This is a genomic window from Paraburkholderia terricola, assembly GCF_900142195.1.
Lineage (GTDB): Bacteria > Pseudomonadota > Gammaproteobacteria > Burkholderiales > Burkholderiaceae > Paraburkholderia > Paraburkholderia terricola.
Genome location: NZ_FRAB01000006.1, coordinates 18,708 through 42,386, shown reverse-complemented (window position 1 = coordinate 42,386; position 23,679 = coordinate 18,708). Strand labels below are relative to the sequence as shown.

20 protein-coding genes and 4 tRNA genes are annotated in these 23,679 nt (G+C 64.8%); 8 read left to right on the top strand and 16 right to left on the bottom strand.

The window, feature by feature from the left end; all coding sequences use genetic code 11:
• Window positions 1-104: 104 nt before the first annotated feature.
• Both lplT and thiD read left to right on the top strand, forming a co-directional pair.
• The gene (gene lplT / locus BUE39_RS07175; protein WP_073427961.1) at window positions 105-1,412 is read left to right on the top strand and encodes a lysophospholipid transporter LplT; all 1,308 of its coding nucleotides are present in this window, start codon (window positions 105-107) and stop codon (window positions 1,410-1,412) included.
• Window positions 1,413-1,469: 57 nt separating this feature from the next.
• The gene (gene thiD / locus BUE39_RS07170) at window positions 1,470-2,276 is read left to right on the top strand and encodes a bifunctional hydroxymethylpyrimidine kinase/phosphomethylpyrimidine kinase (protein ID WP_073427960.1); all 807 of its coding nucleotides are present in this window, start codon (window positions 1,470-1,472) and stop codon (window positions 2,274-2,276) included.
• A 58-nt stretch (window positions 2,277-2,334) separates the two neighbouring features.
• Here thiD and BUE39_RS07165 read toward each other — a convergent pair whose 3' ends face one another.
• Genes BUE39_RS07165 through tsaB form a run of 4 tightly spaced genes read right to left on the bottom strand, consistent with a single transcriptional unit; the run spans window position 2,335 to window position 5,786 of the window.
• The gene (locus tag BUE39_RS07165; RefSeq protein ID WP_073428104.1) at window positions 2,335-3,333 is read right to left on the bottom strand and encodes a DUF1853 family protein; all 999 of its coding nucleotides are present in this window, start codon (window positions 3,331-3,333) and stop codon (window positions 2,335-2,337) included.
• Complete coding sequence (locus BUE39_RS07160; protein WP_073427959.1) at window positions 3,333-4,508, bottom strand: uracil-DNA glycosylase; 1,176 nt, start codon at window positions 4,506-4,508, stop codon at window positions 3,333-3,335. The genes BUE39_RS07165 and BUE39_RS07160 overlap by 1 nt, the downstream gene beginning before the upstream one ends.
• Window positions 4,495-4,989 carry a ribosomal protein S18-alanine N-acetyltransferase gene (gene rimI, locus BUE39_RS07155; protein ID WP_073427958.1) on the bottom strand — a complete coding sequence of 165 codons (495 nt, stop codon included), beginning with the start codon at window positions 4,987-4,989 and terminating at the stop codon, window positions 4,495-4,497. Before rimI ends, BUE39_RS07160 begins: the two co-directional genes overlap by 14 nt.
• A complete protein-coding gene (tsaB, locus tag BUE39_RS07150) occupies window positions 4,986-5,786 on the bottom strand; it encodes a tRNA (adenosine(37)-N6)-threonylcarbamoyltransferase complex dimerization subunit type 1 TsaB (RefSeq protein WP_073427957.1) in 801 nt (266 codons plus the stop codon). The genes rimI and tsaB overlap by 4 nt, the downstream gene beginning before the upstream one ends.
• Before the next feature lie 164 nt (window positions 5,787-5,950).
• On the opposite strand from tsaB, the gene BUE39_RS07145 reads away from it, so the two are divergent.
• From BUE39_RS07145 to aceA, 3 genes are all read left to right on the top strand, one after another.
• On the top strand, window positions 5,951-6,220 hold the full coding sequence (locus tag BUE39_RS07145) for an acyl-CoA-binding protein (protein ID WP_073427956.1): 270 nt from the start codon (window positions 5,951-5,953) through the stop codon (window positions 6,218-6,220).
• A 477-nt stretch (window positions 6,221-6,697) separates the two neighbouring features.
• Complete coding sequence (locus BUE39_RS07140) at window positions 6,698-8,308, top strand: DEAD/DEAH box helicase (RefSeq protein ID WP_073427955.1); 1,611 nt, start codon at window positions 6,698-6,700, stop codon at window positions 8,306-8,308.
• Between the two features lie 468 nt (window positions 8,309-8,776).
• Window positions 8,777-10,081 (top strand): isocitrate lyase, encoded by a 1,305-nt coding sequence (gene aceA / locus BUE39_RS07135; protein ID WP_073427954.1) that lies wholly within the window; start codon window positions 8,777-8,779, stop codon window positions 10,079-10,081.
• Window positions 10,082-10,329: 248 nt separating this feature from the next.
• On the opposite strand, the gene BUE39_RS07130 is transcribed toward aceA, so the two are convergent.
• Both BUE39_RS07130 and BUE39_RS07125 read right to left on the bottom strand, forming a co-directional pair.
• Window positions 10,330-10,764 carry a universal stress protein gene (locus BUE39_RS07130; RefSeq protein ID WP_073428103.1) on the bottom strand — a complete coding sequence of 145 codons (435 nt, stop codon included), beginning with the start codon at window positions 10,762-10,764 and terminating at the stop codon, window positions 10,330-10,332.
• A gap of 178 nt (window positions 10,765-10,942) precedes the next feature.
• The gene (locus tag BUE39_RS07125) at window positions 10,943-11,845 is read right to left on the bottom strand and encodes a LysR family transcriptional regulator (protein ID WP_073427953.1); all 903 of its coding nucleotides are present in this window, start codon (window positions 11,843-11,845) and stop codon (window positions 10,943-10,945) included.
• A 147-nt stretch (window positions 11,846-11,992) separates the two neighbouring features.
• Here BUE39_RS07125 and BUE39_RS07120 point away from each other — a divergent pair, with 147 nt between their 5' ends.
• Both BUE39_RS07120 and aceB read left to right on the top strand, forming a co-directional pair.
• Window positions 11,993-12,823, top strand: coding sequence for a (S)-2-haloacid dehalogenase (locus tag BUE39_RS07120; protein WP_073427952.1), 831 nt, complete (start codon window positions 11,993-11,995; stop codon window positions 12,821-12,823).
• Between the two features lie 96 nt (window positions 12,824-12,919).
• Window positions 12,920-14,521, top strand: a complete 1,602-nt coding sequence (gene aceB / locus BUE39_RS07115) for a malate synthase A (protein ID WP_073427951.1) — start codon at window positions 12,920-12,922, stop codon at window positions 14,519-14,521.
• A gap of 153 nt (window positions 14,522-14,674) precedes the next feature.
• Here the strand turns inward: aceB and BUE39_RS07110 are convergent, their stop codons facing one another.
• Window positions 14,675-15,076: a gamma-glutamylcyclotransferase family protein gene (locus BUE39_RS07110; RefSeq protein ID WP_073427950.1), complete on the bottom strand. Its 402-nt coding sequence runs from the start codon at window positions 15,074-15,076 to the stop codon at window positions 14,675-14,677.
• A gap of 208 nt (window positions 15,077-15,284) precedes the next feature.
• Between BUE39_RS07110 and BUE39_RS07105 the strand changes: the two genes are divergently transcribed.
• Complete coding sequence (locus BUE39_RS07105; RefSeq protein WP_073427949.1) at window positions 15,285-16,184, top strand: AraC family transcriptional regulator; 900 nt, start codon at window positions 15,285-15,287, stop codon at window positions 16,182-16,184.
• 23 nt (window positions 16,185-16,207) lie between these two features.
• Here the strand turns inward: BUE39_RS07105 and BUE39_RS07100 are convergent, their stop codons facing one another.
• The 9 genes from BUE39_RS07100 to BUE39_RS07060 all read right to left on the bottom strand — a co-directional run bounded on the left by BUE39_RS07100 (window position 16,208) and on the right by BUE39_RS07060 (window position 23,586).
• Window positions 16,208-16,672, bottom strand: a complete 465-nt coding sequence (locus BUE39_RS07100; protein WP_073427948.1) for a GNAT family N-acetyltransferase — start codon at window positions 16,670-16,672, stop codon at window positions 16,208-16,210.
• 139 nt (window positions 16,673-16,811) lie between these two features.
• Window positions 16,812-16,888 (bottom strand) — tRNA-Asp (locus BUE39_RS07095).
• Window positions 16,889-16,934: 46 nt separating this feature from the next.
• Window positions 16,935-17,010, bottom strand: a tRNA-Glu gene (locus BUE39_RS07090).
• A 61-nt stretch (window positions 17,011-17,071) separates the two neighbouring features.
• Window positions 17,072-17,148: transfer RNA gene (locus BUE39_RS07085), tRNA-Asp, on the bottom strand.
• Window positions 17,149-17,242: 94 nt separating this feature from the next.
• Window positions 17,243-17,318 (bottom strand) — tRNA-Glu (locus BUE39_RS07080).
• A 347-nt stretch (window positions 17,319-17,665) separates the two neighbouring features.
• Window positions 17,666-17,920, bottom strand: coding sequence for a hypothetical protein (locus tag BUE39_RS07075; protein ID WP_073427947.1), 255 nt, complete (start codon window positions 17,918-17,920; stop codon window positions 17,666-17,668).
• An 87-nt stretch (window positions 17,921-18,007) separates the two neighbouring features.
• Entirely contained in the window at window positions 18,008-18,940 is a 933-nt protein-coding gene (locus tag BUE39_RS07070) for an SAM-dependent methyltransferase (protein WP_073427946.1), read from the bottom strand.
• Window positions 18,941-19,110: 170 nt separating this feature from the next.
• Window positions 19,111-21,693: a 2-oxoglutarate dehydrogenase E1 component gene (locus tag BUE39_RS07065; protein ID WP_073427945.1), complete on the bottom strand. Its 2,583-nt coding sequence runs from the start codon at window positions 21,691-21,693 to the stop codon at window positions 19,111-19,113.
• Between the two features lie 258 nt (window positions 21,694-21,951).
• Window positions 21,952-23,586, bottom strand: a complete 1,635-nt coding sequence (locus BUE39_RS07060) for a methyl-accepting chemotaxis protein (RefSeq protein ID WP_073427944.1) — start codon at window positions 23,584-23,586, stop codon at window positions 21,952-21,954.
• Between the last annotated feature and the right edge of the window lie 93 nt (window positions 23,587-23,679).

The window sequence follows — 23,679 nt, the reverse complement described above, 5'->3', positions numbered from 1 at the left end:
CATGATATAAAGCCGTGCGCACAACCCATTTCGAACGGCATAAGCCCGGACGCCTTGCACGCGGCCGGGGCGGACAGGCCGCAGCGAGGACAGCATCGCATCAGATGAAAAAAGGTTTTTACACCATCATGGCCGCGCAGTTTTTCTCGTCGCTGGCCGACAATGCGCTTCTGATCGCCGCTATCGCACTGCTGAAAGATCTCCACGCTCCGAACTGGATGACGCCGCTGCTCAAGCTGTTCTTCGTGCTGTCGTACGTCGTTCTTGCCGCTTTCGTGGGCGCCTTCGCCGACTCGCGTCCCAAAGGGCACGTGATGTTCATCACCAACACCATCAAGGTGGTCGGTTGCCTCACGATGCTGGCGGGCGCGCATCCGCTGCTCGCGTATGGCATCGTCGGCTTTGGCGCGGCGGCCTATTCGCCGGCCAAGTACGGCATTCTCACCGAACTGCTGCCGCCTGACCGGCTGGTCGCCGCGAACGGCTGGATCGAAGGCACCACGGTCGGCTCGATCATTCTCGGCACCGTGCTCGGCGGCGCGCTGATCAGCCCGCACATTGCAGCACCGATCCTCAGGCACCACATTCCCACCGTCAACACGCCAGCCGAAGCGGCCATGCTGATCATCATGGGAATCTACGTGATCGCCGCGCTGTTCAATCTGCGCATTCCCGACACCGGCGCGCGTTATCCGAAACAGGAACGCGGCCCGATCAAACTGGTCACCGATTTCGCCGACTGTTTCGTCGTGCTGTGGCGTGACAAGCTCGGCCAGATTTCGCTCGCCGTGACGACGCTGTTCTGGGGCGCGGGCGCAACGCTGCAATTCATCGTGCTGAAGTGGGCCGAAGTGTCGCTCAACATGTCGCTCTCGGAAGCGGCGGTCCTGCAGGCGGTGGTCGCCGTCGGCGTGGCGGCCGGCGCGATCTTCGCGGCCTCGCGCGTGCCGTTGAAGAAGTCGCTCTCGGTGCTGCCGGTCGGCATCATCATGGGCGCCGCCGTGATGCTGATGGCGTTCTATACGCGCGATCTGTTCCCCGCGCATTGGGGGCTGTATTTCGGCCGCGTGCACGTGCCGGGCTACCTGATTGTCGCGTACATCTTCCTGATGATCGTCGGCGGCCTCTCGGGCTTTTTTGTCGTGCCGATGAATGCGCTGCTGCAGCATCGCGGCCATGTGCTGTTGTCGGCGGGTCACTCCATCGCCGTGCAGAACTTCAACGAAAATCTCTCGGTGCTCGTCATGCTGTGCCTGTACGCGGTGCTGGTGTGGCTCGACGTGCCGGTCGCGGCGGTGATCGTGCTGTTCGGCACCTTCGTCTGCCTGATGATGTGGGTCGTGATGCGCCGTCACCAGGCGAATCAGCGCGCGTTCGACTCCGTCGCGCTGATCGGCGAAGTCAAGCATTGACCCGCGGCGGGGGCCCCGCTCCCGTCATGTCCGCGCCCTCCACCTTCCCGCCTTGCCATGACTCAACCGATTCCGAATGTGCTGACGATCGCCGGTTCCGATTCCGGCGGCGGCGCCGGCATTCAGGCCGATCTGAAGACCTTCTCGGCGCTCGGCGCCTACGGCGCGAGCGTGATCACCGCGCTCACCGCGCAGAACACGCGCGGCGTCACGGCGATTCACGCGCCGGACCCCGCGTTCGTTACCGCGCAACTCGACGCGGTGTTCGACGATATCCGTATCGACGCCGTGAAGATCGGCATGCTCGCGAATGCGCCGATCGCGCGCGTGGTCGCCGATGCGCTGCGCCGGCACAAGCCGAAGCACATCGTGCTGGACACGGTGATGATCTCGAAGAGCAATCACGCGCTGCTGCTGCCCGATGCGGTCGCGGTGGTGCGCGACGAACTGCTGCCGCTCGCCGACCTGCTCACGCCCAATCTGCCGGAAGCCGCCGCCTTGCTCGGCGTGCAGCCCGCGGCCGACGAAGCCGGCATGGTCGCGCAAGGCGAAGCGCTGCGCGCGCTCGGGGCGCGCGCGGTGCTGATGAAGGGCGGTCATCTGAGCGCGGCGGATAGTCCCGACTGGCTCATCGAGGAGCACGGCTCGCTGCGTCTTGGCGGCCCACGCGTGCCGGTGAAGAACACGCACGGCACGGGCTGCACGCTGTCGTCGGCGATCGCGGCGCTGATTCCGCAACGCGGCGACCTGGCGAGCGCCGTGGCCGACGCCAAGCAGTATCTGACAGGCGCGTTGCAGGCGAGCGATCAGCTCGACGTCGGCAGCGGCGTCGGGCCGGTGCATCATTTTTATCGGTGGTGGTAACGCGACTGGCGACATGGCGCGCCTTGCGCGGTTGCCGTTACCGTTGCTGTCGCTATCGCTATTGCCGCGCGTAGTTCCGCGCCTGCTCCGGCCACTCGTCCGGCACGATGAATCCACGCGAGCGCTCGATCGACGCGCCCGTGCCGTCGGAGACAAACGCGGCGACCATCGTCGGTCCAGGCTGATGCGAGATTTGCGCCGCGAGTGATTCGGCGTCGACGAAAGCACCACCCGCGGACCGCGCCTCATCTCGTTCGTGATGCCGCGGCGCGAGCCATTCGAGCCGGGGCAACACACGCCAGCTTTGTCCATGCGCGGCCGCGAAAGCCGGCCAATCGCCGCGTGTCACCCACCAGCCGCGTCCATGCGCCGGATCGAGCTCCACGGGATCGGACGGCGTCTCGCCATGCCGGTAAAACAGCCAGCCTTTGATGAACATGCGCGGCGCCCACGGCCCTTCGTGGCCGACCGACGCGAACTCTTCGCGCGCGCTCAGCGGCAACTGATGATTGAGCACATGCGCCAGCTTCAGATCGAAGCGGTCTTTCAGATTCGGGCCGACGTAATCCGCGAGGCGCGCGCGCCCTTCGCCGGCGTGCAGATAGCACTTCACGGCCAGTTCCCAATGCTGCCGCGCGCCCTGTTGCGTCTGCACGAGGAAATCGCATTCGCCGAGCGTGACGCCCGCGCGCCGCAGCGGCACACTCGCCGCGACCAGCCGCGCCGCCGGTCCATGCTGCAAAAACCACGCGAGCAGACGTTCGGCGTAGCGGCCCAGACGCGTGACGCGCGTCGCCGCGAGATCGCGATGCAAGGGTTCTGGCGCGGCGTCGAGCGCGCGCAGCCAGTCGACGGTGGCGGCGGCTTCGAGCGGCGTTTCGAAAGGATTCGCGAGCGCGCCCACTGGCGGCTGCGCGCGCAACAGATCGGCGCTCAGCAGCAGCCACGCGAGATCGCGCACCGCCGCATCACGCAACGAAGCGAGCAATGGATCCAGCAGCGCGGCATAAGCGCCGGGCGCGGCGGCGGGGGCCGCCGTCGGCCCGTCCGAGGCCATCACTGCGCCACGTTCGACGACGCGCCGCCGGCCGCGCGCCACGTATCGCGCGCGAGGCACAGGTCGGCCCACGCCTTCGCCTTGTCGGGCAGGCTGCGCAGCAGATACGCCGGGTGATAGGTGACGATGACCGGCACGCCCTCGTATTCGTGCACGCGGCCGCGCAGCGACGAAATGCTCGCGTCGGTTTTCAGCAGACTTTGCGCGGCAAAGCGGCCCAGCGCGACGATCAGCTTCGGCTTGACCAGCGCCACCTGGCGTTGCAGATACGGCTCGCAACGCGCGACCTCGTCCGGCTCGGGATTGCGGTTGCCGGGCGGGCGGCACTTGATCACATTCGCGATATAGACGTTGGCGTCGCGCGCGAGCGTGAGCGATCGCAGCATGTTGTCGAGCAGCTTGCCGGCCTGGCCGACGAACGGCTCACCGAGACGGTCTTCGTTTTCACCGGGCGCTTCGCCGATCAGCATCCAGTCGGCGTTGCGATCGCCGACACCGAACACCGTGTTCGTGCGCTTCTCGCACAGCCGGCAGCGTTGACAGCCGGCGACGCGCTCGCTCAACGAGTCCCAGTCGAGCGTGTGGATCGCGGGCGGTTCGGGGGTTTCATGGCGGGCTTCGGCGGCGACGTGCGCGTCGGTGGGCAGATCGTCGAACCACGCGAAATCGTCGTCGGGCGGCGCGTCGAATTGCGCCCGCTCGGCAGCGCCGGACCGCGGTGATTGCGGCTGACGCGGTTCCGCCAACGGCGCGCGACGCTCGGCCTGCCCGCCAGCCTGCGTCGGCGGCGCCGACTCGCTTGTGCGTGCCGAAGCCTCGCGGTCGAACCGACCGCGCGGTTCGCCCGACTGTGACGACGGCTCCGCACGATTCGCCCCACGCCGCTCGACCTCCGCTTGCGCGGAGCCGACGGGCCGGGTTTCGCCCGCGCGCATCGCGGGCCGCTCGGCGCTCTCCGTGCGAGCGGACTGGCTGCCGCCCTGCTCGCGCCCAACCGAAGCCGGCTCGCGCGCCGCGAAGCGTTGATCGTCACCGCGCGCGCCGTGCTCCGCTAACGCCGCGGCATCCGGCTCGACGCCGGCCTCGGCGACCGCTTCCCGCGCCGCCGCCATTCCGCGCCGCACCCACAGCGGCGTCAGCCCAAACTCTTCCAGTACCGATTCATGCAGCGCCATCTGCGCCCTCCGTGGCAAACGAGTAACGCATCACGATGGCGTCCTCCCGGCTGCGATGCCGCGCCGGATAATAATTCTTGCGCCGGCCGATCGACGCAAAGCCAAAACGTTCGTAAAGCCGGATCGCCCGATGATTCGACGGTCGCACTTCGAGCAGCAGGCCTTCGAGTTTCTCGGCGCGCGTGATGCGCACCGCCTCGCGCAGCAGCGCGAGCCCGGCGCCGGCGCCCTGCGCGGCGGGCGTCACACATAAGTTGAGCAGATGCATTTCATCGACCACCGGCATCAATACGCAATAGCCGATCAGCGTACCCGTGACGTGCCGCAGACAGACGCCGAAATAGCCGTTGCGCAGCGAATCGCCGAAATTACCGCGGCTCCAGGGGAATTCATAAGCAAGCTTTTCGATGGCCGCGACCTCGTCGAGATCGCCCTCGGTCATCGGCGACATATAGCGGTCCGCCAGCAACACGCCGCTCATTGCCCGGCCTCGCCCTGCCGCGCTTCGTGCGCGAGCCTCGCGGCTTGCCCGGCCTTGGCCGCTTTATCGGCGACGCGCTCCGCCGTGGTTTGCGCGACCTTGTCGCGCACGTATTCCGGCGCGGCCTGATCCGCGGGCACCGTGCGGCCGGCGCGCAACGCGCGCAGCGCCGCGTGCGCCAGAGGCACGGCGTGCGGCAGTGCTTCGCCGTCGACGGTTCGCGCGGCGGCAACGGCGGGTAGCCGCGCGCCGAAGGCCGCCGCGGCATTGCCCGCGAGCGTGAAGGGGACGTCGGGCAAGACCAGCCGGTCCGGCGTATCCAGCGAAGCCGCCTGGAGCGTGCGCCATTCGCCTTGCGCGTCGTCCCACGCGTAGTCGGCCCAATAGATTTCGTCCATGCGGGCGTCGAGGGCGGCCAGCACGCGCGTGGCCGACGGGTCGCGCAGCCTGGCGCTCTCCGCGCAGGCCAGCAGCGTGCTGATCGGCACCACCGGCAGGTTCAGGCCGAACGCGAGACCTTGAGCGACGCCGGTCGCCGTGCGCAAACCCGTGAACGAGCCGGGACCGGAGCCGAACGCAATGGCGTGGCAATCGGCCAGCTTAAGGCCCGCTTCGTCGAACAGTTCGCGGATGGCGGGCAGCAGACGCGTGCTCGAGACCGCGCCGGTCTGCTCATGGCGCAACCAGATATGAGGCTGCGCGGACGAGTGGCCCGGCGCGCCGGCCGCGGCCGATAACAGCGCCACCGAGCAGAATTCGGTCGAGGTATCGAGGGCGAGGAGCACAGTTTGAGTCATGGACGGTATTGTAATCGGCACCGCGCACGCGGATGCGGTTTTGGGACGCCCACGCGCGCCTGGCATCGGCCGGTGTTTGGAGTGCGCCCTCGGGCACGCGGCGGTATCCAGTTGTTATGATCGTCAGCCCAACCCACCCCAACCCGCCCGGAGGCAAAACAACAATGACCGACATCAACGCGCAATTCACTCAAGCCCAGGAAGACGTCAAGCAACTGCCCGAGCGTCCTGGCAATCTCACTCTGCTGCGTCTCTATGCACTCTTCAAGCAGGCCACCGAAGGCGACGTGCACGGCGACAAACCGGGCTTTACCGATATCGTCGGCAAATACAAGTACGACGCCTGGGCGACGCTCAAGGGCACCGATCGGGACGCCGCGAAGCAGCAATACGTGGAACTCGTCGAATCGCTCAAAAGCGGCGCATCGGCGTAAGCCGGCCGCATCGACATAACGGCGTCGTGTGATCAGCCCGCTCTGACGGGCCGATTCGCCAGCCAATCGGCGTCAGGCGGCAACCCGCTAGCAGCCCGAGCAAACTTTTTCAGTAAGAAACGTCCTAACAGTGGCGCGGTGCAACAAAAGTCGATACAATGCCGCCTGCGCTTCACTGCTTTGCCCGGCTTTCTCCTAGCGGCCCTTGCGGCGCAGCGCCTCGTAGCGTTTAGCTCCAATCCAGTTTAGAACCTGTCCCCTCCTGCCTAGCCCCCTACGGGCGATCATGTCCCAGGCTGGCGGCACGCCGTGTTGGCATGTCGCATCCGATACAGCTTCTAACGAAAAGCTCGCCTTCATTGCTGCGAGCTGCCCCCGTTTTTCGATTTGCTCGCTGCTTCTTTGCTCGCTGAATCCGACGACTTGGGTATGCCGATTGGCGCCGACGTTTTAATTCCCTGTGTTTTAAGGATTCACATGACTTCGAGCAATACCTCCAGCAGCCCGTTGAACGCCATCGCCGATCAAGCCCTCGGTCTCGCCGACGCACCCGTGCAAGCCGCAGCCGCTGCTGCCGCTCCGGAAGCCGTCGCGGCTGTCGCGGCTGAGCCCACCGGCCCGACGTTCGCGTCGCTCGGTCTGTCCGCGGACGTCGTCTCCGCGCTGACCGCCGCTGGCTATCAGAACCCGACGCCGGTTCAGCAACGCGCCATCCCGGCCGCTATCGCCGGCCGCGACCTGATGGTCTCGAGCCCGACCGGTTCGGGCAAGACCGCCGCGTTCATGCTGCCCGCCATCGAGCGTTTCTCGCAACTGCAAAAGGCGCAAGCCAGCCAGCCGCGCGAACCGCGTCCGGCTGACGGCGCCCGCACGCGCCGTCCGCAACCGGTTGCCCGTCCGACCATGCTGGTGCTGACGCCGACTCGCGAACTGGCGATGCAGGTCACGACCGCCGCCGCCACGTACGGCAAGCACCTCAAGCGTCTGCGCACCGTCAGCATTCTGGGCGGCGTCGCTTACGGCCAACAGTTGATGCTGCTGGCGAAGAACCCGGAAATCCTGGTCGCCACGCCGGGCCGTCTGATCGACCACCTGGAGCGCGGTCGCATCGATCTGTCGCAACTGCAGATCCTCGTGCTCGACGAAGCCGACCGCATGCTCGACATGGGCTTCATCGAAGACATCGAAACGATCGTCGCGGCCACGCCGGCCACGCGTCAAACCATGTTGTTCTCGGCCACGCTCGACGGCAAGATCGGCTCGCTGACCGGCCGCCTGCTGAAAGATCCGGAGCGTATCGAGATCGTTCAGCGCCTCGAACAGCGCACCAACATCGCGCAAACCGTCCACTACGTGGATGACCGCGATCACAAGGATCGCCTGCTGGACCATCTGCTGCGCGACGCCGGCCTCGATCAGGCTATCGTCTTCACGGCAACCAAGATGGACGCCGACCAGTTGGCCGGCCGCCTGGCCGACGCCGGTTTCGAATCGGCCGCGCTGCACGGCGACCTGCCGCAAGGCGCACGCAACCGCACGATCCGCGCACTGCGCGAGCGCCGGGTGCGCGTGCTGGTGGCAACGGACGTCGCCGCTCGCGGCATCGACATTCCGGGCATCACGCACGTGTTCAACTACGATCTGCCGAAGTTCGCTGAAGACTACGTGCACCGTATCGGCCGTACCGGCCGTGCGGGCCGCTCGGGTATCGCGGTGAGCCTCGTGCATCACGCGGAACAGGGCGCGTTGAAGCGCATCGAGCGCTTCGTGCGCACTCCGCTGGCGGTCAACGTCGTCGAGGGTTTCGAGCCGCGCAAGTCGGCTCCGTCGGGCACGGGTCGTCCTGGCTTTGGCGGCCGCGGCCGTCCGGGCGGCGGCAACGGCGGCGGCCGTCGCTTCGGTAGCGGCAGCGGCGCGGGCAAGCCGGCCGGCAACGGCGGCGGTGCACGCAGCGGTAGCGGCAACGGCGGCGGCTGGGCCGGCAAGTCGGCTGGCGGCGGTTCGCGTGAAGGCTACGGCGGTTCGCGTGACGGCGGCTTCGGCGCACGCCGCAGCGACGGCCCGCGCACGGCGCGTCGCGGCAGCTAACGGCATGAGGCCGGGCGCCTTCGGGCAACCGGCCATTGCATGGCTCGTGCGGAAAGCAGCACGAAAGTCAGCATGAAAAAACCCGGACGGCCCCGCGCCTTCCGAGGAGTCAAAAGAAACCGGTGCTCAGGCGCCGGTTTTTTTTCGTCCGCGTTTGGGTGGGCGCCCATATTTCACGATGTGGAAAATTTTTTTGCGTCGTAAAAAATCGTGCTGCAAAGCACAAGACAGGCTATTGCAAGATGGAAAAAGACGTTTCTTAATGCGGAAAGATTCGTGCAAGCCGTTGATTTTAAACATAAACAAATATTCCAAAAACACTTCACCGCGACTGTCGCGCGACCAGCGGTTTGCCTAGACTCTTATATAAGACTTCACGAAACGAAACGCCGGAAAGTCCCCGCCTCCGGCCAGCCGCTTCGAGAAGACAGAATCACCCATCCATTACAGGCAACCAAGGAGCACACCATGTCCCGTGAAGAACAAGCCAGGCAACTTCAACAGCAATGGGCCACCGATCCGCGCTGGAAGGGCGTCAAGCGCACCTACGCCGCCGAAGACGTGGTCCGCCTGCGCGGTTCGGTTCAAGTGGAGCACACGCTTGCCAAGCGCGGCGCGGAAAAGCTGTGGGAAAGCGTCATTAACGAGCCGTTCGTGAACTCGCTCGGCGCGCTGACCGGCAACCAGGCGATGCAGCAGGTCAAGGCGGGCCTGAAGGCAATTTATCTGTCGGGCTGGCAAGTGGCGGGCGACGCGAACGTCGCCGGCGAAATGTACCCGGACCAGTCGCTGTATCCGGCGAACTCGGTGCCGCTCGTCGTGAAGCGCATCAACAATACCTTGACGCGCGCCGACCAGATCCAGTGGTCGGAAGGCAAGAATCCGGGCGACGAAGGCTACATCGACTACTTCGCGCCGATCGTGGCCGACGCTGAAGCCGGTTTCGGCGGCGTGCTCAACGCCTTCGAACTGATGAAGGCGATGATCGAAGCGGGCGCCGCAGGCGTGCACTTCGAGGACCAGCTCGCGTCGGTCAAGAAGTGCGGCCACATGGGCGGCAAGGTGCTCGTGCCGACTCGCGAGAACATCGCCAAGCTGACCGCCGCGCGTCTCGCCGCCGACGTCTCCGGCGTGCCGACGGTGCTGCTCGCGCGCACCGACGCGGAAGCCGCCGATCTGATCACCTCGGACGTCGATGAAAACGACAAGCCGTTCCTGACCGGCGAGCGCACGGTCGAAGGTTTCTACCGCACCAAGCCGGGTCTCGAACAGGCGATTTCGCGTGGCCTCGCCTACGCGCCGTTTGCCGACATGATCTGGTGCGAAACCGGCAAGCCCGACCTCGAATTCGCGAAGAAATTCGCCGACGCGATCCACAAGGAGTTTCCGGACCAGCTCCTGTCGTACAACTGCTCGCCGTCGTTCAACTGGAAGAAGAATCTCGACGACGCCACCATCGCCAAATTCCAGCGCGAGCTCGGCGCGATGGGCTACAAGTTCCAGTTCATCACGCTGGCCGGCTTCCACGCGCTGAATTACTCGATGTTCAACCTCGCGCACGGGTATGCCCGCAACCAGATGACCGCGTTCGTCGAAATGCAGCAGGCCGAATTCGCCGCGGCCGAAAAGGGCTTCACCGCCGTCAAGCATCAGCGGGAAGTCGGCACCGGCTACTTCGACGCGGTCACGCAAACGGTCGAACGCGATGCCTCGACCACCGCGCTGCACGGCTCGACCGAAGACGAGCAGTTCTTCGACAAGAAAGTCGCGTAATCGGACACCGCGTCTGATCGCGGCAACGGCAAGGCAAAGACGAAAAAGCGGCCCCGTCAGAGGGCCGCCGTCAGGGAGGAGAAGCCACGAGGCGTAAACGGATCGCGCCTTGTGACTGAAATCTGGGAACGTTGGGAAGAGCGGAGACCAAGCCGGCACGGCGCATCGTGCGGCGACCAGGGGCGCGCCGGCCTGGACGGCCGGCGCGTTTCCTTCAGGCCGCGGAAAGCGGACCTCGCCCAAGCCATTCAGCGATACACGATCACCGGAATCTTGGTATGCGTGAGCACCCGCTGTGTTTCGCTGCCGATCAGCAGACTGCCGAGTCCGCGACGCCCGTGCGACGCCATGAAAATCACGTCGCAGCGGCCCTGCTCGGCCGCCTCGATGATGCCGAGGTACGGCGCCGGGTGCACGCTGGTGCGGCTGTCGAATGCGACGCCGACCCGCCGCGCCGCCAGTTCCACCTCGCGCAAATGCGCCTGCGCTTCGCGCTCGCTGCGCTGCAGGAACTCGGACGGCGGCTCGACCACCACATCGGCGAAAGGCGAGTACGGATATTGCGGCAGACACGCGTAGGCCGTGATGCGCGCGCCGACCGCCTGCGCGAGATCGATCGCGCCGTCGATCGCCTTGCGTGACAGGTCGGAACCATCGGTCGGAACCAGGATGTGCCTGAACATGATGCCCTCCGTCGCCGGCTGCGCGCAGCGCGGCGTCAGCGCCAAACGAAGCGCGGCAGACGAACCGCTTCAATCGATTGTAGTGCGCGGAAACGCACACACGCGTTGGGTTCAGGGTCTGTTCGCATATCGGAAACCCCTGCGCGGGTATGCGAGGCGCGCGACACGCCGCCCGGCGTCAGCCCCAGTAATCGGGATGGCCGTATGTATGCTTGAGAAAATCCAGAAACAGCCTGACCCGCAGCGGCAGATGGCGACGCTGCGGAAACACCGCGTGGATGCCGATCGGCGGTGCGGCGAATTCGTCGAGCACGCTCACGAGGCGCCCGGCGGCGATGTCGGTGCCGACCTCCCACCACGAACGCCACGCGAGCCCATGGCCTTCGAGGCACCAGTCGTGCAGCACCGCGCCGTCCGAGCATTCCATCGTGCCGGACACCTTGATCGACACCACCTTGTCGCCCTGCTGGAACATCCAGCCGCGCTGCTGATTGGCGCTCGCGCCGAGCGCGAGACAGTTGTGATGCGCGAGATCGGCCAGTGTGTGCGGCGCGCCGCGCCGGCTCAGATACGACGGCGAAGCCACACAGACGCGGCGGTTTTCACCCAACTTGAGCGACACCAGCGACGAATCCGGCAATTCGCCCAGACGCACCGCGCAATCGAAACCCTCGTTGACGAGATCCACCAGCCGGTCGGAGAGATCGAGCGTGATCGAGACGTCGGGATGCGCGACGGTGAAAGCCGGCACCAGCGGCGCCACGTGCTTGCGCCCGAACCCGGCCGGCGCCGACAGCCGCAAATGGCCGCTCGCCTTCACCCCGCCCGCCGACACGCTCGCCTCGGCGTTCTGCATATCGTGAATGATGCGCTGGCAGTCCTCGAGAAAGGCGGAGCCTTCGAAGGTCAGCGTGATCTTGCGGGTGGTGCGCACCAGCAATTTGACGCCGAGGCGCTCTTCGAGCGCGTCGATGCGGCGGCCGATGATCGCCGGCGCGACGCCTTCGGCGGACGCCGCGGCGGAGAGGCTGCCCTTGGCCGCGACGGCGGCGAAAGTCTCGATCTGCTTGAAACGATCCATGAGGGCTGGGCGCAGCGGTGTGGAAAGTGGTCGATGCGCGTGAGATTAGGTGGGTGAAAGTAAAAGATCAAGTGATATTCAGCCTCTTTTTTAGCGTAAGGCATCACTAATACAATCCGTCTCGACCTCTGACAGGAGTGCACGGCAATGTCGGCCACAACGACACTCTCCCCAAAAGCAGTGATTTTCGACGCCTACGGCACGCTTTTCGACGTGCATTCGGTGATCGCCGCCGCGGAGCAACTATTCCCCGGCCACGGCGACGCGCTTTCGCAGTTGTGGCGACAAAAGCAGATCGAATACACGCAGTTGCGCACGCTGGCCGCTCCGGCCGACGCACCCGGTGCGCACTACCGGCCGTTCTGGGACATCACGCTCGATGCGTTGCGCTTTTCCGCGCGCAAGCTTCAGCTCACGCTGGGGCGCGCGGCCGAAAAGCGTCTGATGGACGAATATACGTGCCTGTCCGCCTTCCCCGATGCGATGCCCGCGTTGCGTCTGTTGCGCGACGCGGCTTCTGCATCCGCATCGCCGCCGACCCCGGGCGCGCAAGCCGGCTCACGCGCCGGGCTCGCGATCCTTTCGAACGGCAACCCGCAAATGCTCGACATCGCGTTGAAGAGCGCCGGCATGACGGGCTTGTTCGATCACGTTCTTTCCGTCGACGCCGTGCGCGCCTACAAACCCTCGCCCGCCGCTTATGGCCTTGCCACGCAAGCGTTCGGCGCGCAGCCGCGCGAGATCGTCTTCGTATCGTCGAACGGGTGGGACGTGGCGGGCGCGGCGTGGTTCGGCTTCACCGCTTTCTGGCTCAACCGCCAGAATGCGCCCGCTGAGGAGTTGGGCGTCGCGCCGCATGGCGTCGGCGCGGGCATGAACGATCTGCTCGCTTTTCTGGCGACGCTCGCGCCGCCCGCTCGCACGAGCGGCAGTGGCAACCCCGGCGGCAACCGCACGCGCCACGGCCCTGGCGCATGACGGCCGCCACCCGGACCCACGACACCCGCATTTCAAACGCACGCAACCGCATCTGAACATCCGCATTTTTGCAATCTGACCGACCAAGGAGAAATCATGGCGAATCCGCTGTCATCGTTGTCGCTGCCCCAGGGCATGGAAATCACGGCTGAAATCGAGCCGGGCTATGAAGCGATTCTCACGCGCGAGGCGCTCGAACTCGTCGCCGCGCTGCATCGCACGTTCGAACCGCGCCGCCAGCAGTTGTTGCAGGCGCGCGCGGAGCGCACCAAGCGGCTCGACGCCGGCGAGCGTCCCGACTTCCTCGCCGAAACCCGAAGCGTGCGCGACGGCGACTGGACCATCGCGCCGCTGCCGCAAGACCTGCAATGCCGGCGCGTGGAAATCACCGGGCCGGTGGAGCGCAAGATGATCATCAACGCGCTGAACTCGGGCGCCGATTCATACATGACCGATTTCGAGGATTCGAATGCGCCGAGCTGGGATAACCAGATCACCGGTCACATCAATCTGCGGGATGCGGTGCGCCGCACGATCTCGCTCGAACAGAACGGCAAGTCATACAGGCTGAACGACAAGGTCGCCACGTTGATCGTGCGTCCGCGCGGCTGGCATCTGGACGAGAAGCACGTGAAGGTGGACGGCAAGCGCGTATCGGGCGGCATCTTCGATTTCGCGCTGTTCATGGTGCACAACGCGAAGGAACTGATCGCGCGCGGCTCGGGCCCCTACTTCTATCTGCCGAAGATGGAAAGCCATCTGGAAGCGCGTCTGTGGAACGACATCTTCGTCGCGGCGCAGGAAGCGGTCGGCGTGCCGCGCGGCACGATCCGCGCGACCGTGCTGATCGAAACGATCCTCGCCGCGTTCGAAATGGACGAGATCCTGTACGAATTGCGCGAGCATAGCTCGGGGCTGAACGCCGGGCGCTGGGACTACATCTTCTCGGCGATCAAGAAGTTCAGAAGCGACAAGGACTTCTGCCTCGCCGACCGCTCGCGGATCACGATGACCGCGCCGTTCATGCGTGCGTATGCGCTGCTGTTGCTGAAGACCTGCCATCGCCGCAATGCGCCGGCCATCGGCGGCATGAGCGCGCTGATCCCGATCAAGAACGATCCGGCGGCGAACGACAAGGCCATGGCCGGCGTGCGCTCCGACAAGGCGCGCGACGCCGGCGACGGTTACGACGGCGGCTGGGTCGCGCATCCGGGTCTCGTGCCGATCGCGATGGAGGAATTCGTCAAGGTGCTCGGCGACAAGCCCAATCAGATCGGCAAGCAACGCGACGACGTGCTCGTCACGGCGACCGACCTGATGGACTTCCGTCCCGAAGCGCCGATCACCGAAGGCGGTCTGCGCAACAACATCAATGTCGGCATTCACTACCTGGGCTCGTGGCTCGCGGGCAATGGCTGCGTGCCGATTCACAATCTGATGGAAGACGCCGCCACCGCGGAAATCTCGCGCTCGCAGGTATGGCAATGGATTCGCTCGCCGAAGGGCAAGCTCGACGACGGCCGCAAGGTGACGGTCGAACTGGTGCGTGAGCTGTCGGCTGAGGAGCTCGACAAGGTGAAGCAGGCGGTGGGCGGCGACACGAAGCCCTACGAACGCGCCGCGCAGATCTTCGAGCAGATGTCGACGTCGGAACAGTTCACCGACTTCCTGACGCTGCCGTTGTACGAGGAAATTTGAGGCGGCTCTCGAAGCTCGGCAGTAAGCCCGCTTTCGCCATCGGGTACGACATGAAAGCGGCTTGAGCCGCAAGACCGACCCGCCGACGGCCCGCCAGGCGCATGCCTGTCGGGCCGTTTTTTTAACTTGCCATGCACGCGTCGTGCGCCCGCGCTATCGCGTGTTGCGGTACTCGACCCAATCACCCGATCTGATTTCGGGAAGCCCCTTCACCGCATTGGGCGCGACCGGATAGAAGCGGCAGTTCACCACGTTGCCGTCCACTTTCACCATCACGTCGCGCGCGACGAAACGCTCTTCCACACCGGGATAGACCGCTTCGATTTCGTCGAGCACGGCGATGAGCTCATCGTCGATTTCGTAGACGTCGCCCTTGACCTCCACGCCCGCTTCGTCGACGACGAGGCCGGGATACAAACCAAAGTCGAACAGATGGCCGCGGACCGTGGCGCTGCCGAGCAGATTCGGCTCGGCAATGTCGTTACGCGCGGCGGCGGCGCGGATGTCGTTCACTTCACCGGCCCGCAACGTGCCGTATACGAAGACAGTCTGCATCGTCGTGTGCTCTCCTTGAATGGTGTTCGGGTGGTTTGCGTTGGGCGGCGACCCATGCAATCGGCACATTATGCAACGGCGGACCGCGAGCAACACCTACAATGAGAAGCTCGCACGGTTCCGGGTTTTCATGCGCTCACGCTTCGATGGGTGTCGCGCTTGCTGGTTTCGCGCTTCTTGAGTTTCGTCATCTGGATCGATCTTTGTCATGACTTCGTCCGCCGACTCTGGTCCGTCGAGCCTCGTGCACTTCGCCGACATTCCGCCCGAATTCCAGCCGACGCCAACGCATCCGATCCGCGTGCGCTCGCGGCTGATGCCCGCGGGCTCGCGCTTCGCGCGTCATACGCATGCGTGGGCACAGGTGGCCTATGCGTCGCGCGGCGTGCTGCGGGTCGCGACGACCGGCACGACATGGATGGTGCCGCCCTCGCGGGCCATCTGGGTGCCGCCGCACGTGACCCATGAAGTCGTCGCCGTCGAAGACGCCTTCTTGCGCACGCTCTATATCACCGACAGCACGGTGCCGGCCGGGCTCGACACGCCGCGCGTGGTGGAAGTGTCGAATCTGCTGCGTGAAGTGATTGCCGCGCTCGACGCGCCCGATATTTCGGCAACGCGCGAGCAGTTGCTCGGCGCCCTCGCTCTGGACGAGCTGACGCGTTCGGAGCCGCTGCCGCTTTCCGTGCCGATGCCCAACGAAAAGCGTCTGCGTGCGCTGTGCGAGGCGGTGATCGCAGACCCGACTCATGGCGAATCGCTCGAGTATTGGGCGTCCAGCGTGGGCGCGAGTACGCGCACGATTGCGCGGCTGTTTCGCCAGGAACTCGGCGTGAGCTTTTCGCAGTGGCGTCAGCAGGCGATCCTGGCGCGGGCGATTCCGCTGCTGAGCCAGGGGCGGCCGCTCTCGCATGTCGCGCTGGAGTTGGGCTACCAAAGCCAGAGCGCGTTTTCGGCGATGTTCCGGCGCGCGTTCGGCGCGAGTCCGCGCGCGTTCATCGAGCGTGGCTCGGAGCATCGCTTGAAAAATGGCGAGCACGACGAAGCGGAAGAAGACGACGAGGCCGCGCAAGACCGCGCGGATGCGTCAAACGGTTTCGGCCGCTGAGCACAGGCGTGGAATCATCTGCCTTAAACCCGCCGCGCCAGATGACGGATGGCGCCGAGTTGCGCGAGACGCGGCCCGGTCAGCTTGTAGCCCTTGCGCTGATAGAGCCGCGCAGCGGGATTGTCGACGAACACGCGCAGCTGCAACTCGCGCAAGCCTCGCTCGCGCGCCCATTGATGTGACATATCGAGCAGATAGGTGCCGGCACCGAGCCGCCGATGCCCTTCGGCGATCTGCACGTCGCGGATATGCAGCGAATCGCCTTCTTGCGTGATGCGCAGCACGCCGATCGGCGTACCGTCCACTTCGAGAATGAAATTCTCCGATTCGCGCCAACTGCCCAGAAACAGATCGCCACGCCAGACAAGATGATGACGGCGATAGTAGCCGCCCATGTTGTTGCGCGTCAGCGCCTCGGCGAACTCGAAATCGTCGATGCTGGCCTGGCGCAAATGAAACGGCGACGGAGCTTCGGTGGGATCGAACATGGCGGAACGACGAAGAGGAGTCGGGTCAACGGTAAAACAGGCCGCGCGCGCTGGCAATGGCTGTTTGTCCCGAGCATACCCAGGCCAGGCAGCGGAAATAAAAAAAGCCCACTTCTTGCGAAGTGGGCTTTCCTGAATCTGGCGGAGCGGACGGGACTCGAACCCGCGACCCCCGGCGTGACAGGCCGGTATTCTAACCAACTGAACTACCGCTCCAGATTTCCGCACCGTTCAGATTTCCAACCGAACGACGCCGATGACTTGGCGTCCCCTAGGGGATTCGAACCCCTGTACTCACCGTGAAAGGGTGATGTCCTAGGCCTCTAGACGAAGGGGACAACGTACTGCTTACACCTTTAATGAAAAAGCCCGTTCAAGTTTGCATGAACGGGCTTTGTCTGGCGGAGTGGACGGGACTCGAACCCGCGACCCCCGGCGTGACAGGCCGGTATTCTAACCGACTGAACTACCACTCCAGTCTTTACACCCTAGCTTGCGAGCGTCGGTTATTTCTCTGCAAGCCGCATTGCTTTACTGTGTTACTTCGAACACTAAAGCGACGCTGATGTTTGGCGTCCCCTAGGGGATTCGAACCCCTGTACTCACCGTGAAAGGGTGATGTCCTAGGCCTCTAGACGAAGGGGACATAATCTTTTCAAATCATGTCTGACTCGCTGCCAACTCACGATAACTTGCTAGTTATTCGTTTCATCAACTGCGAAGTCCGCTATTTTAACTACGTCGCAACTGTTTGTGAAGTCTTTTTTGCTACAAGTTCCAAGCTTCAGAACGACTTCACCTGGCTACTCGGCTTCAGCATATCTGGCTCATAAAACAGCTTCTTGAACCTGCGCCGAAGCGCCCAGCAGCGAAGAACGAAATTATACGCACGCCTCTTCGCAGCGCGCAAGAATTTTCTATCACTGCGCTGCCTCGTTGCCGTGTCACTGCCTTGTCACTGCGACAGCGCGGCGGCGGCGCGAACGGTATCGTCTATGACGGGTGCGCAGGCCCGCTGCCCTTGCGAATTCCCGCTTGCCGCGGATCCGAATCGCGTCGGCCGGGCTCATCGGCTGCGACGTTCTCGCGACGCAGTTGCGCATTGGGACTCGATGTGCGCGCCTTGCCGCGATCGGGCTCCGCCTCGGTGTTGGTGCCGGTCTTGCCGTTGCTTCTGTTGGCGACTTCGCCGGTCCGATCAAGCTCGTCGTCGAGATCGTCGCTGTCCAGATCGTCGTCGGGGTTCATCGCTCGGCCTCCGTCAGATCATGTGCCAACACATAGGTCAGCAACGCGCGGGCCCGCCAGTTTCGACTACCCCGACGCCGACATCTTTCAGTCCGGCTTGCGCGCCACGACAGTCGGAAACATGCGGGCGCGATCGTCGACGAACGTGATGTCCGTGAAGCCCGCGCGCTCGAGTTGCTCGCGCGTTTGCGCGTGGGTACGGAAAGCACTCCACTTCGCCTCGATCACCCGCACGAACAGCACATGCTGAAGCGCGAGCGCAGCCGTGGACACCGCGCTCATATCCCACGGCGACTCGGGCGACAGCACCGGCGGCGGCGTCAGAAAGCTCGTCACCAATTGCCCGCCCGGTTTCAACGCATCGAGGAACTTGCGATAGAGCGCGACCACGCGCTCATCGTCGGGCTCGTAGATATTGAGGCCGTTGCTCGTCAGCACGTCCGCCTCGGCATTCAGATCCATCGCCCATGCGTCGGCCTGGCGAAGCGACAGCCGCTCGGTCAACCCACGCTCGGCCGCGAGCGCACGCGCGCCGTCCAGAGCCCGCTGATCGAGATCGACGCCGACCAGCCTGACATCGGCACACGCGGTGTAATCGAGCAGCAGCAAATCGCCCATCAATCCGCACGGCACCGATGCAAGCACGAAACCGGGCTTGAGCCGCGCCTGCACTTCGCGACGAAACAGCCCGAAGCGCTCGCGCGTGGCAAGCACGGCCGGCATCTCCTCGAAGACCCGATATTCGAGTTCGGACACCGCGCCACGCTGCAAGGTGCCCGGCTCATAGGTCACGAGGCGGTGCGTCCAGTACGCATCGAGTCCGCGATTGGCGAGCAGGAAGCGGCCAAGCTCGAACGCGGACAACTGATCGACGAGCGCGACCTGCTGCTCGATCGTCGCGCCGGGAAGATCGGCGCCGGCGCGCAGCCGCGCTTTCGCGGTCTCGACGGTGTGTTCGTGCGAGAGGTCGGGACGGCTATCGTGCGAAACATGCGAAATCAGTCGATCGGAATCATTCATCAGGAATGTCGATGGGTTGGTGAAATGGAAGCGTGATCATAGCCCGCTTATCCAGCTCGGACCAACGCGTAACGCCACGTTCCCGATCCCAAGAAGCCTTCTCGAAGCGAGCGCGGCAGCGGCGCGCGCAACCCACCGCCACGCCGCCGCCCCGCCCTGCCGACGAATCGCTACGTCCGCGCCAAAGCCTGCGCCACCAACCGTTGCTGCTCCTGCAAGTGAGCCTGCATCGACGAATGCGCGCCCGATGCCGTCGCGTTCCTGCACACATTGCCGAGCCGGCAACGCGCCGGCATCGCTTCGTCGATCTCGTCCCGCACGAAGTGCCACGCGCCGTGGTTCTTTTCCTCTTCCTGGGCCCAGACCACTTCCGCGACGTTCGGGAATCCGGCCAGCGCATCCGCGAGTTCCCGCGTCGGGAACGGATACAACTGTTCGATGCGGATCAGCGCCGTGCGCCTATCGCCGGACGCGTCGCGCGCGGCCTGCAAGTCGTAAAAGAACTTGCCGCTGCACAGTACGACGCGGCTCACCGCATCCGCCGACGCGATCCCGGCATCGCGCAGCAACGGCGCGAACGAGCCGCCGTTCAATTCGTCCAGCGCGGCGTGCGAACGCGGATTGCCGTGCAGTTGCCCTTTCGGCGACATCACGACGAGCGGTTTGGGATCGTCGCTCAGCGCCTGCTCGCGCAGCATGTGAAACCACTGCGACGACGTGGAAGGCATCACGACCTTCATGTTGCCGTCGGCGCACAGTTGCAGGAAACGCCCGAGGTAGGCGCTCGAATGCTCGGGGCCGAAGCCTTCGTGACCGTGCGGCAAGAGCAGCGTCAGCGCGGACGGATAGCCCCATTTGTCATGGCCCGCCGCGATGTACTGATCGATGAAGACCTGCGCGCCGTTCACGAAGTCGCCGAACTGCGCTTCCCAGATCGTGAGCCGTGTCGTCGACTGCACGCTGTAGCCGTATTCGAAGCCGAGCACGGCTTCCTCGGTGAGCGGCGAGTTGACGATGTCGAAGTCCCCTTGATGCGCCCCGATGTTTTGCAGCGGCACGTAGCGCTCGCCCGGATCCGCCGTGTCGGTCTGCGAATGCCATACGGCATGCCGATGCATGAACGTGCCGCGGCCGACGTCCATGCCCGAAATCCGCACGCTGCCGCCGTCGTCGAGCAGGCTCGCATAGGCGAGATTCTCGGCGAAACACCAGTCGACCGTTTGGCGTTCGTCGGCCACCGCCGCCCGCCATTTCGCGATCAGGCCGCGGACGAAATCGTGCACCTGCAAGCCCGCCGGCGTGCGCGTCAGCGCCGCCGTCAGCGACTGCAAGCGCGCGAGCGACAACGGCCGGCCGGGCCTTGCCGTGACCGCGCGGTGTGGCCTCGGCGTCGGCGTGGGCTTGGCACGCGTTTGCAGATGCTTCAGCGCCTGGGCGCGCAATTCCGCAAGCGGCGTCTCGTCCGCGAGCGCCGCGTGATACATCTCGGTGACCGTCGGGTGCGAGGCGATCGTCGCTTGCTGAAACGGCTGCGTGATGGCGGGCACGTCATGCTCCGAGTGACCGAGACGCCGGTAGCCGATCAGGTCGATGACGACATCCGCACCGTATTTCATCCGGTATTCGAAGGCGATTTTCGCGGCCCGCACGACCGCGTCGGGGTGATCCGCGTTGACGCGGATCACGGGCGCGTCGATCATCCGCGCGATGTCGGTGCAGTACGCATTCGCTTCGACGTCCATCCGGTTCGGCGTCGTGAAGCCGATCTGATTGTTCACGATCACGTGGATCGTGCCGCCCAGCGCATAGCCCTCCTTGCGCGTGAGGTTGAGCGTCTCCATCACGATGCCCTGGCCGGCGAATGCCGCGTCGCCGTGCATGACGAGAGGCAGGCAGCGGATGTCGGGATGCTCGTCCTGGTAAGCGCGCGCCATGCCGCTGACCACGGGATGAACGCTCTGCAGATGCGAGGGATTGTGCGCAAGCACGAGCGCCACGTCGCCGTCCGGCGTCTCCTTCACCACCGCGCCGCCGAAGTGATACGGCAGGTCGCGCTGAAGCGCCGAGAACCGCGATTGCTGGTCGAGGCAGTCCACGATTTGCGCGGGATCGAAACCCATCACGTTGACGAGCATGTTCAGCCGGCCGCGATGCGGCATGCCGGCGAAAATCTGCCGCACGCCATGCTGGCCGGCCTGCTCGACGATGGCTTCGATCAGCGGTATCAGGCTCTCGCAACCTTCCAGCGAAAAACGCTTCGCATGCTCGAAACGCGCGGCGACGTGGCGCTCCCACATTTCCGCGGCCAGCAGGCGCTGCAACACCTTGTGCCGCTGATCGTGGGCCGGCAGCGGCGCGAGTTGCGCTGACTTCAGGCGCGCGCATAACCAGGCGCGCGGCGCCTCGTCGCGGATGCCCGTCACGTCGAGCCCGATCGCCCCGCAGTAGACGTGCCGCAGTTGCCGTTCCAGTTCGTGCACGGTGGCCGATGGCGGCAGCAATGCGTTATCGGCGGCGATCTGCTGCGTCGGCTCGAGGCCGTGAAACTGCGGCTGCAACTGCGGCACCTCGGGCAGCGGCGTCAGATGCAGCGGGTCGAGCTGCGCCTGACGATGACCATGCAGGCGGTACGCCTCGATGAAATGCTTGATCCGCAGGGAGCCCGCTGTCGTCGGCGCATGGGCAGCCGGCTCGAGAGGTGCGCTAAAGGGCTGGCGAGAAAGGGTAATCGGCTCGGAGTAGGCGTGTGACATGTTGATTAGGCATCCGGGGAGAAACCGTCAATCGGATCTCGCAGTCCGCATTCCGATGCGCGAGCGTGGCCCCTGCAACGGCAGTACGACGATGTGCCACGATCTGGCGGCAGACGGCGAGACAGGAAGCAACGCAATGCGGTACGGGCTTGCATTGCATGCCGCGTTTTGTTTCATCGAGCCGGCCTGTCGGCAGGCTCGTGTCTCCGTCCGTTTGCTGCTTCACCTCTTGTTGTCGGGTCGATAGATGCGGGGCGGCTAGGCGGCCACCCAGGCACCTTGCGCGCTCATGTCGCCGGTGTGGCGCGCGTGCGTTTCGCGCACGCTGCCGCGCTGTTCCTGCGACACGTCGCCGTGCAGCGTGAATGCGCTGACCGTTTCCGTGAGCTGGCGTGCCTGATCCTGCAGCGCCTGGGCCGCCGCGGCGCTTTGCTCGACGAGCGCGGCGTTTTCCTGCGTGACCTTGTCCATCTGCGTGACGGCCTGGTTGATCTGCTCGATGCCTTCGCTCTGCTCCTGGCTCGACGAACTGATTTCAGCCACGATGTCGGTCACGTGCTTGATGCTCTGCACCACCTGGCCGATGATCTGCCCGGCTTCCTCGACCATCTTGCCGCCGGTGCCGACCTGATTGACGGAGTCGGCGATCAGCTCCTTGATCTCCTTCGCGGCGACCGCGCTGCGCTGCGCGAGACCGCGCACTTCGCTCGCCACCACCGCGAAGCCGCGGCCGTGCTCGCCGGCGCGCGCGGCTTCCACCGCCGCGTTCAGCGCGAGAATGTTGGTCTGGAATGCGATGCCGTCGATCACGCCGATGATGTCGACGATCTTGCGCGACGAGACATTGATCGCGTTCATCGTGCTGACGACCTGATTGACCGCCTCGCCGCCTCTCGAAGCGACCATCGACGCGTTCGACGCAAGCTGGTTGGCTTCGCGCGCGTTATCCGCGTTCTGTTTCACCGTGGAGGTCAACTGCTCCATCGCGGCCGCGGTTTCTTCGAGCGAGCTCGCCTGGTGTTCGGTGCGGCTCGACAGGTCCATGTTGCCGCTCGCCACCTCGCGCGACGCGTGAGTGATCGTGTCCGTGCCCTGCCGTACCTGCGCGACGATGCCATGCAGGTTTTCGATCATGCGTTTCAACGCGGTCAGCAGCCGGCCGACTTCGTCGGTCGTGTCCACTTCCAGACGATGCGTGAGGTTGCCGCTCGCGACCGCTTCCGCGAGACTCACCGCGCGATTGATCGGCCGCGTGATGGTGCGGGTAATGAACAGGCCCGTGGCAATCGCGATCAATGCCGCGCAGAAGGCGAGCACGATCATCTGGATCTTCGCGTAGTGCGCTTCGCCGACGGCGTCGGCGACATCGCGCTCCATTTGCGCGGCCTGATAGTCGACCATCTTGTCGACCAGCACGTAGTAGCTGTCCTGCAAGCGCGCCATGTCGCCCTGATAGAGCGCGCGCGCCTGCTGCTGATCCGTCTTGACCAGTTCGAAGAATTTCCTGACGCTCACGCCGTACGCGGCGCGCGCATCGAACTGTTCCTTGAAGAGCGCCTTGCTCTGCTCGTTCAGCAGATGCTTTTCGAGTTGCGCGTAGGCGTCTGCGTTGAGCTTGCGGATCGCCGTGTAGTCGCTCATGTACTTCGCCGCTTCATCGGGCGAAGTGGCCAGCAGCAGATTGCTGAGAATCCCGTTCGCCTTGTAGCCGTTACCCTTGATCGTGTTGCTCAGCGCGATCAGCGTATAGCGCTCGCTGACGATCTGATCCATTTTCGCGTTGCTGGAGTCGAGGTGGCGGATGCCCACCACGGCGGTGCCGATCAATAGCGCCACGACCAGGGCGAACGCGGAACCGAGACGAACCCCGATTCGCAAGTTGGAAATCTTCATGTTTTGCAATTCCTGTGTATCAACGCCGCAGTAAAAAGCTGTCGTGAAGCGGGCGACCACGCGCTGTGCGTCAGGCAACCACACCGCTCGGCG

Bases quoted from the DNA above. Each gene is read 5' to 3' on its own strand.
- BUE39_RS07120 (WP_073427952.1), top strand. From the start codon at position 11,993: ATGTCGGCCACAACGACACTCTCCCCAAAAGCAGTGATTTTCGACGCC.
- BUE39_RS07160 (WP_073427959.1), bottom strand. From the start codon at position 4,508: ATGGCGCTGCATGAATCGGTACTGGAAGAGTTTGGGCTGACGCCGCTG.
- BUE39_RS07165 (WP_073428104.1), bottom strand. From the start codon at position 3,333: ATGGCCTCGGACGGGCCGACGGCGGCCCCCGCCGCCGCGCCCGGCGCT.
- rimI (WP_073427958.1), bottom strand. From the start codon at position 4,989: ATGAGCGGCGTGTTGCTGGCGGACCGCTATATGTCGCCGATGACCGAG.
- BUE39_RS07140 (WP_073427955.1), top strand. From the start codon at position 6,698: ATGACTTCGAGCAATACCTCCAGCAGCCCGTTGAACGCCATCGCCGAT.
- BUE39_RS07130 (WP_073428103.1), bottom strand. From the start codon at position 10,764: ATGTTCAGGCACATCCTGGTTCCGACCGATGGTTCCGACCTGTCACGC.
- lplT (WP_073427961.1), top strand. From the start codon at position 105: ATGAAAAAAGGTTTTTACACCATCATGGCCGCGCAGTTTTTCTCGTCG.
- BUE39_RS07100 (WP_073427948.1), bottom strand. From the start codon at position 16,672: ATGTTCGATCCCACCGAAGCTCCGTCGCCGTTTCATTTGCGCCAGGCC.
- BUE39_RS07125 (WP_073427953.1), bottom strand. From the start codon at position 11,845: ATGGATCGTTTCAAGCAGATCGAGACTTTCGCCGCCGTCGCGGCCAAG.
- aceA (WP_073427954.1), top strand. From the start codon at position 8,777: ATGTCCCGTGAAGAACAAGCCAGGCAACTTCAACAGCAATGGGCCACC.
- BUE39_RS07110 (WP_073427950.1), bottom strand. From the start codon at position 15,076: ATGCAGACTGTCTTCGTATACGGCACGTTGCGGGCCGGTGAAGTGAAC.
- BUE39_RS07065 (WP_073427945.1), bottom strand. From the start codon at position 21,693: ATGTCACACGCCTACTCCGAGCCGATTACCCTTTCTCGCCAGCCCTTT.
- thiD (WP_073427960.1), top strand. From the start codon at position 1,470: ATGACTCAACCGATTCCGAATGTGCTGACGATCGCCGGTTCCGATTCC.
- BUE39_RS07105 (WP_073427949.1), top strand. From the start codon at position 15,285: ATGACTTCGTCCGCCGACTCTGGTCCGTCGAGCCTCGTGCACTTCGCC.
- BUE39_RS07145 (WP_073427956.1), top strand. From the start codon at position 5,951: ATGACCGACATCAACGCGCAATTCACTCAAGCCCAGGAAGACGTCAAG.
- tsaB (WP_073427957.1), bottom strand. From the start codon at position 5,786: ATGACTCAAACTGTGCTCCTCGCCCTCGATACCTCGACCGAATTCTGC.
- BUE39_RS07070 (WP_073427946.1), bottom strand. From the start codon at position 18,940: ATGAATGATTCCGATCGACTGATTTCGCATGTTTCGCACGATAGCCGT.
- BUE39_RS07060 (WP_073427944.1), bottom strand. From the start codon at position 23,586: ATGAAGATTTCCAACTTGCGAATCGGGGTTCGTCTCGGTTCCGCGTTC.
- aceB (WP_073427951.1), top strand. From the start codon at position 12,920: ATGGCGAATCCGCTGTCATCGTTGTCGCTGCCCCAGGGCATGGAAATC.
- BUE39_RS07075 (WP_073427947.1), bottom strand. From the start codon at position 17,920: ATGAACCCCGACGACGATCTGGACAGCGACGATCTCGACGACGAGCTT.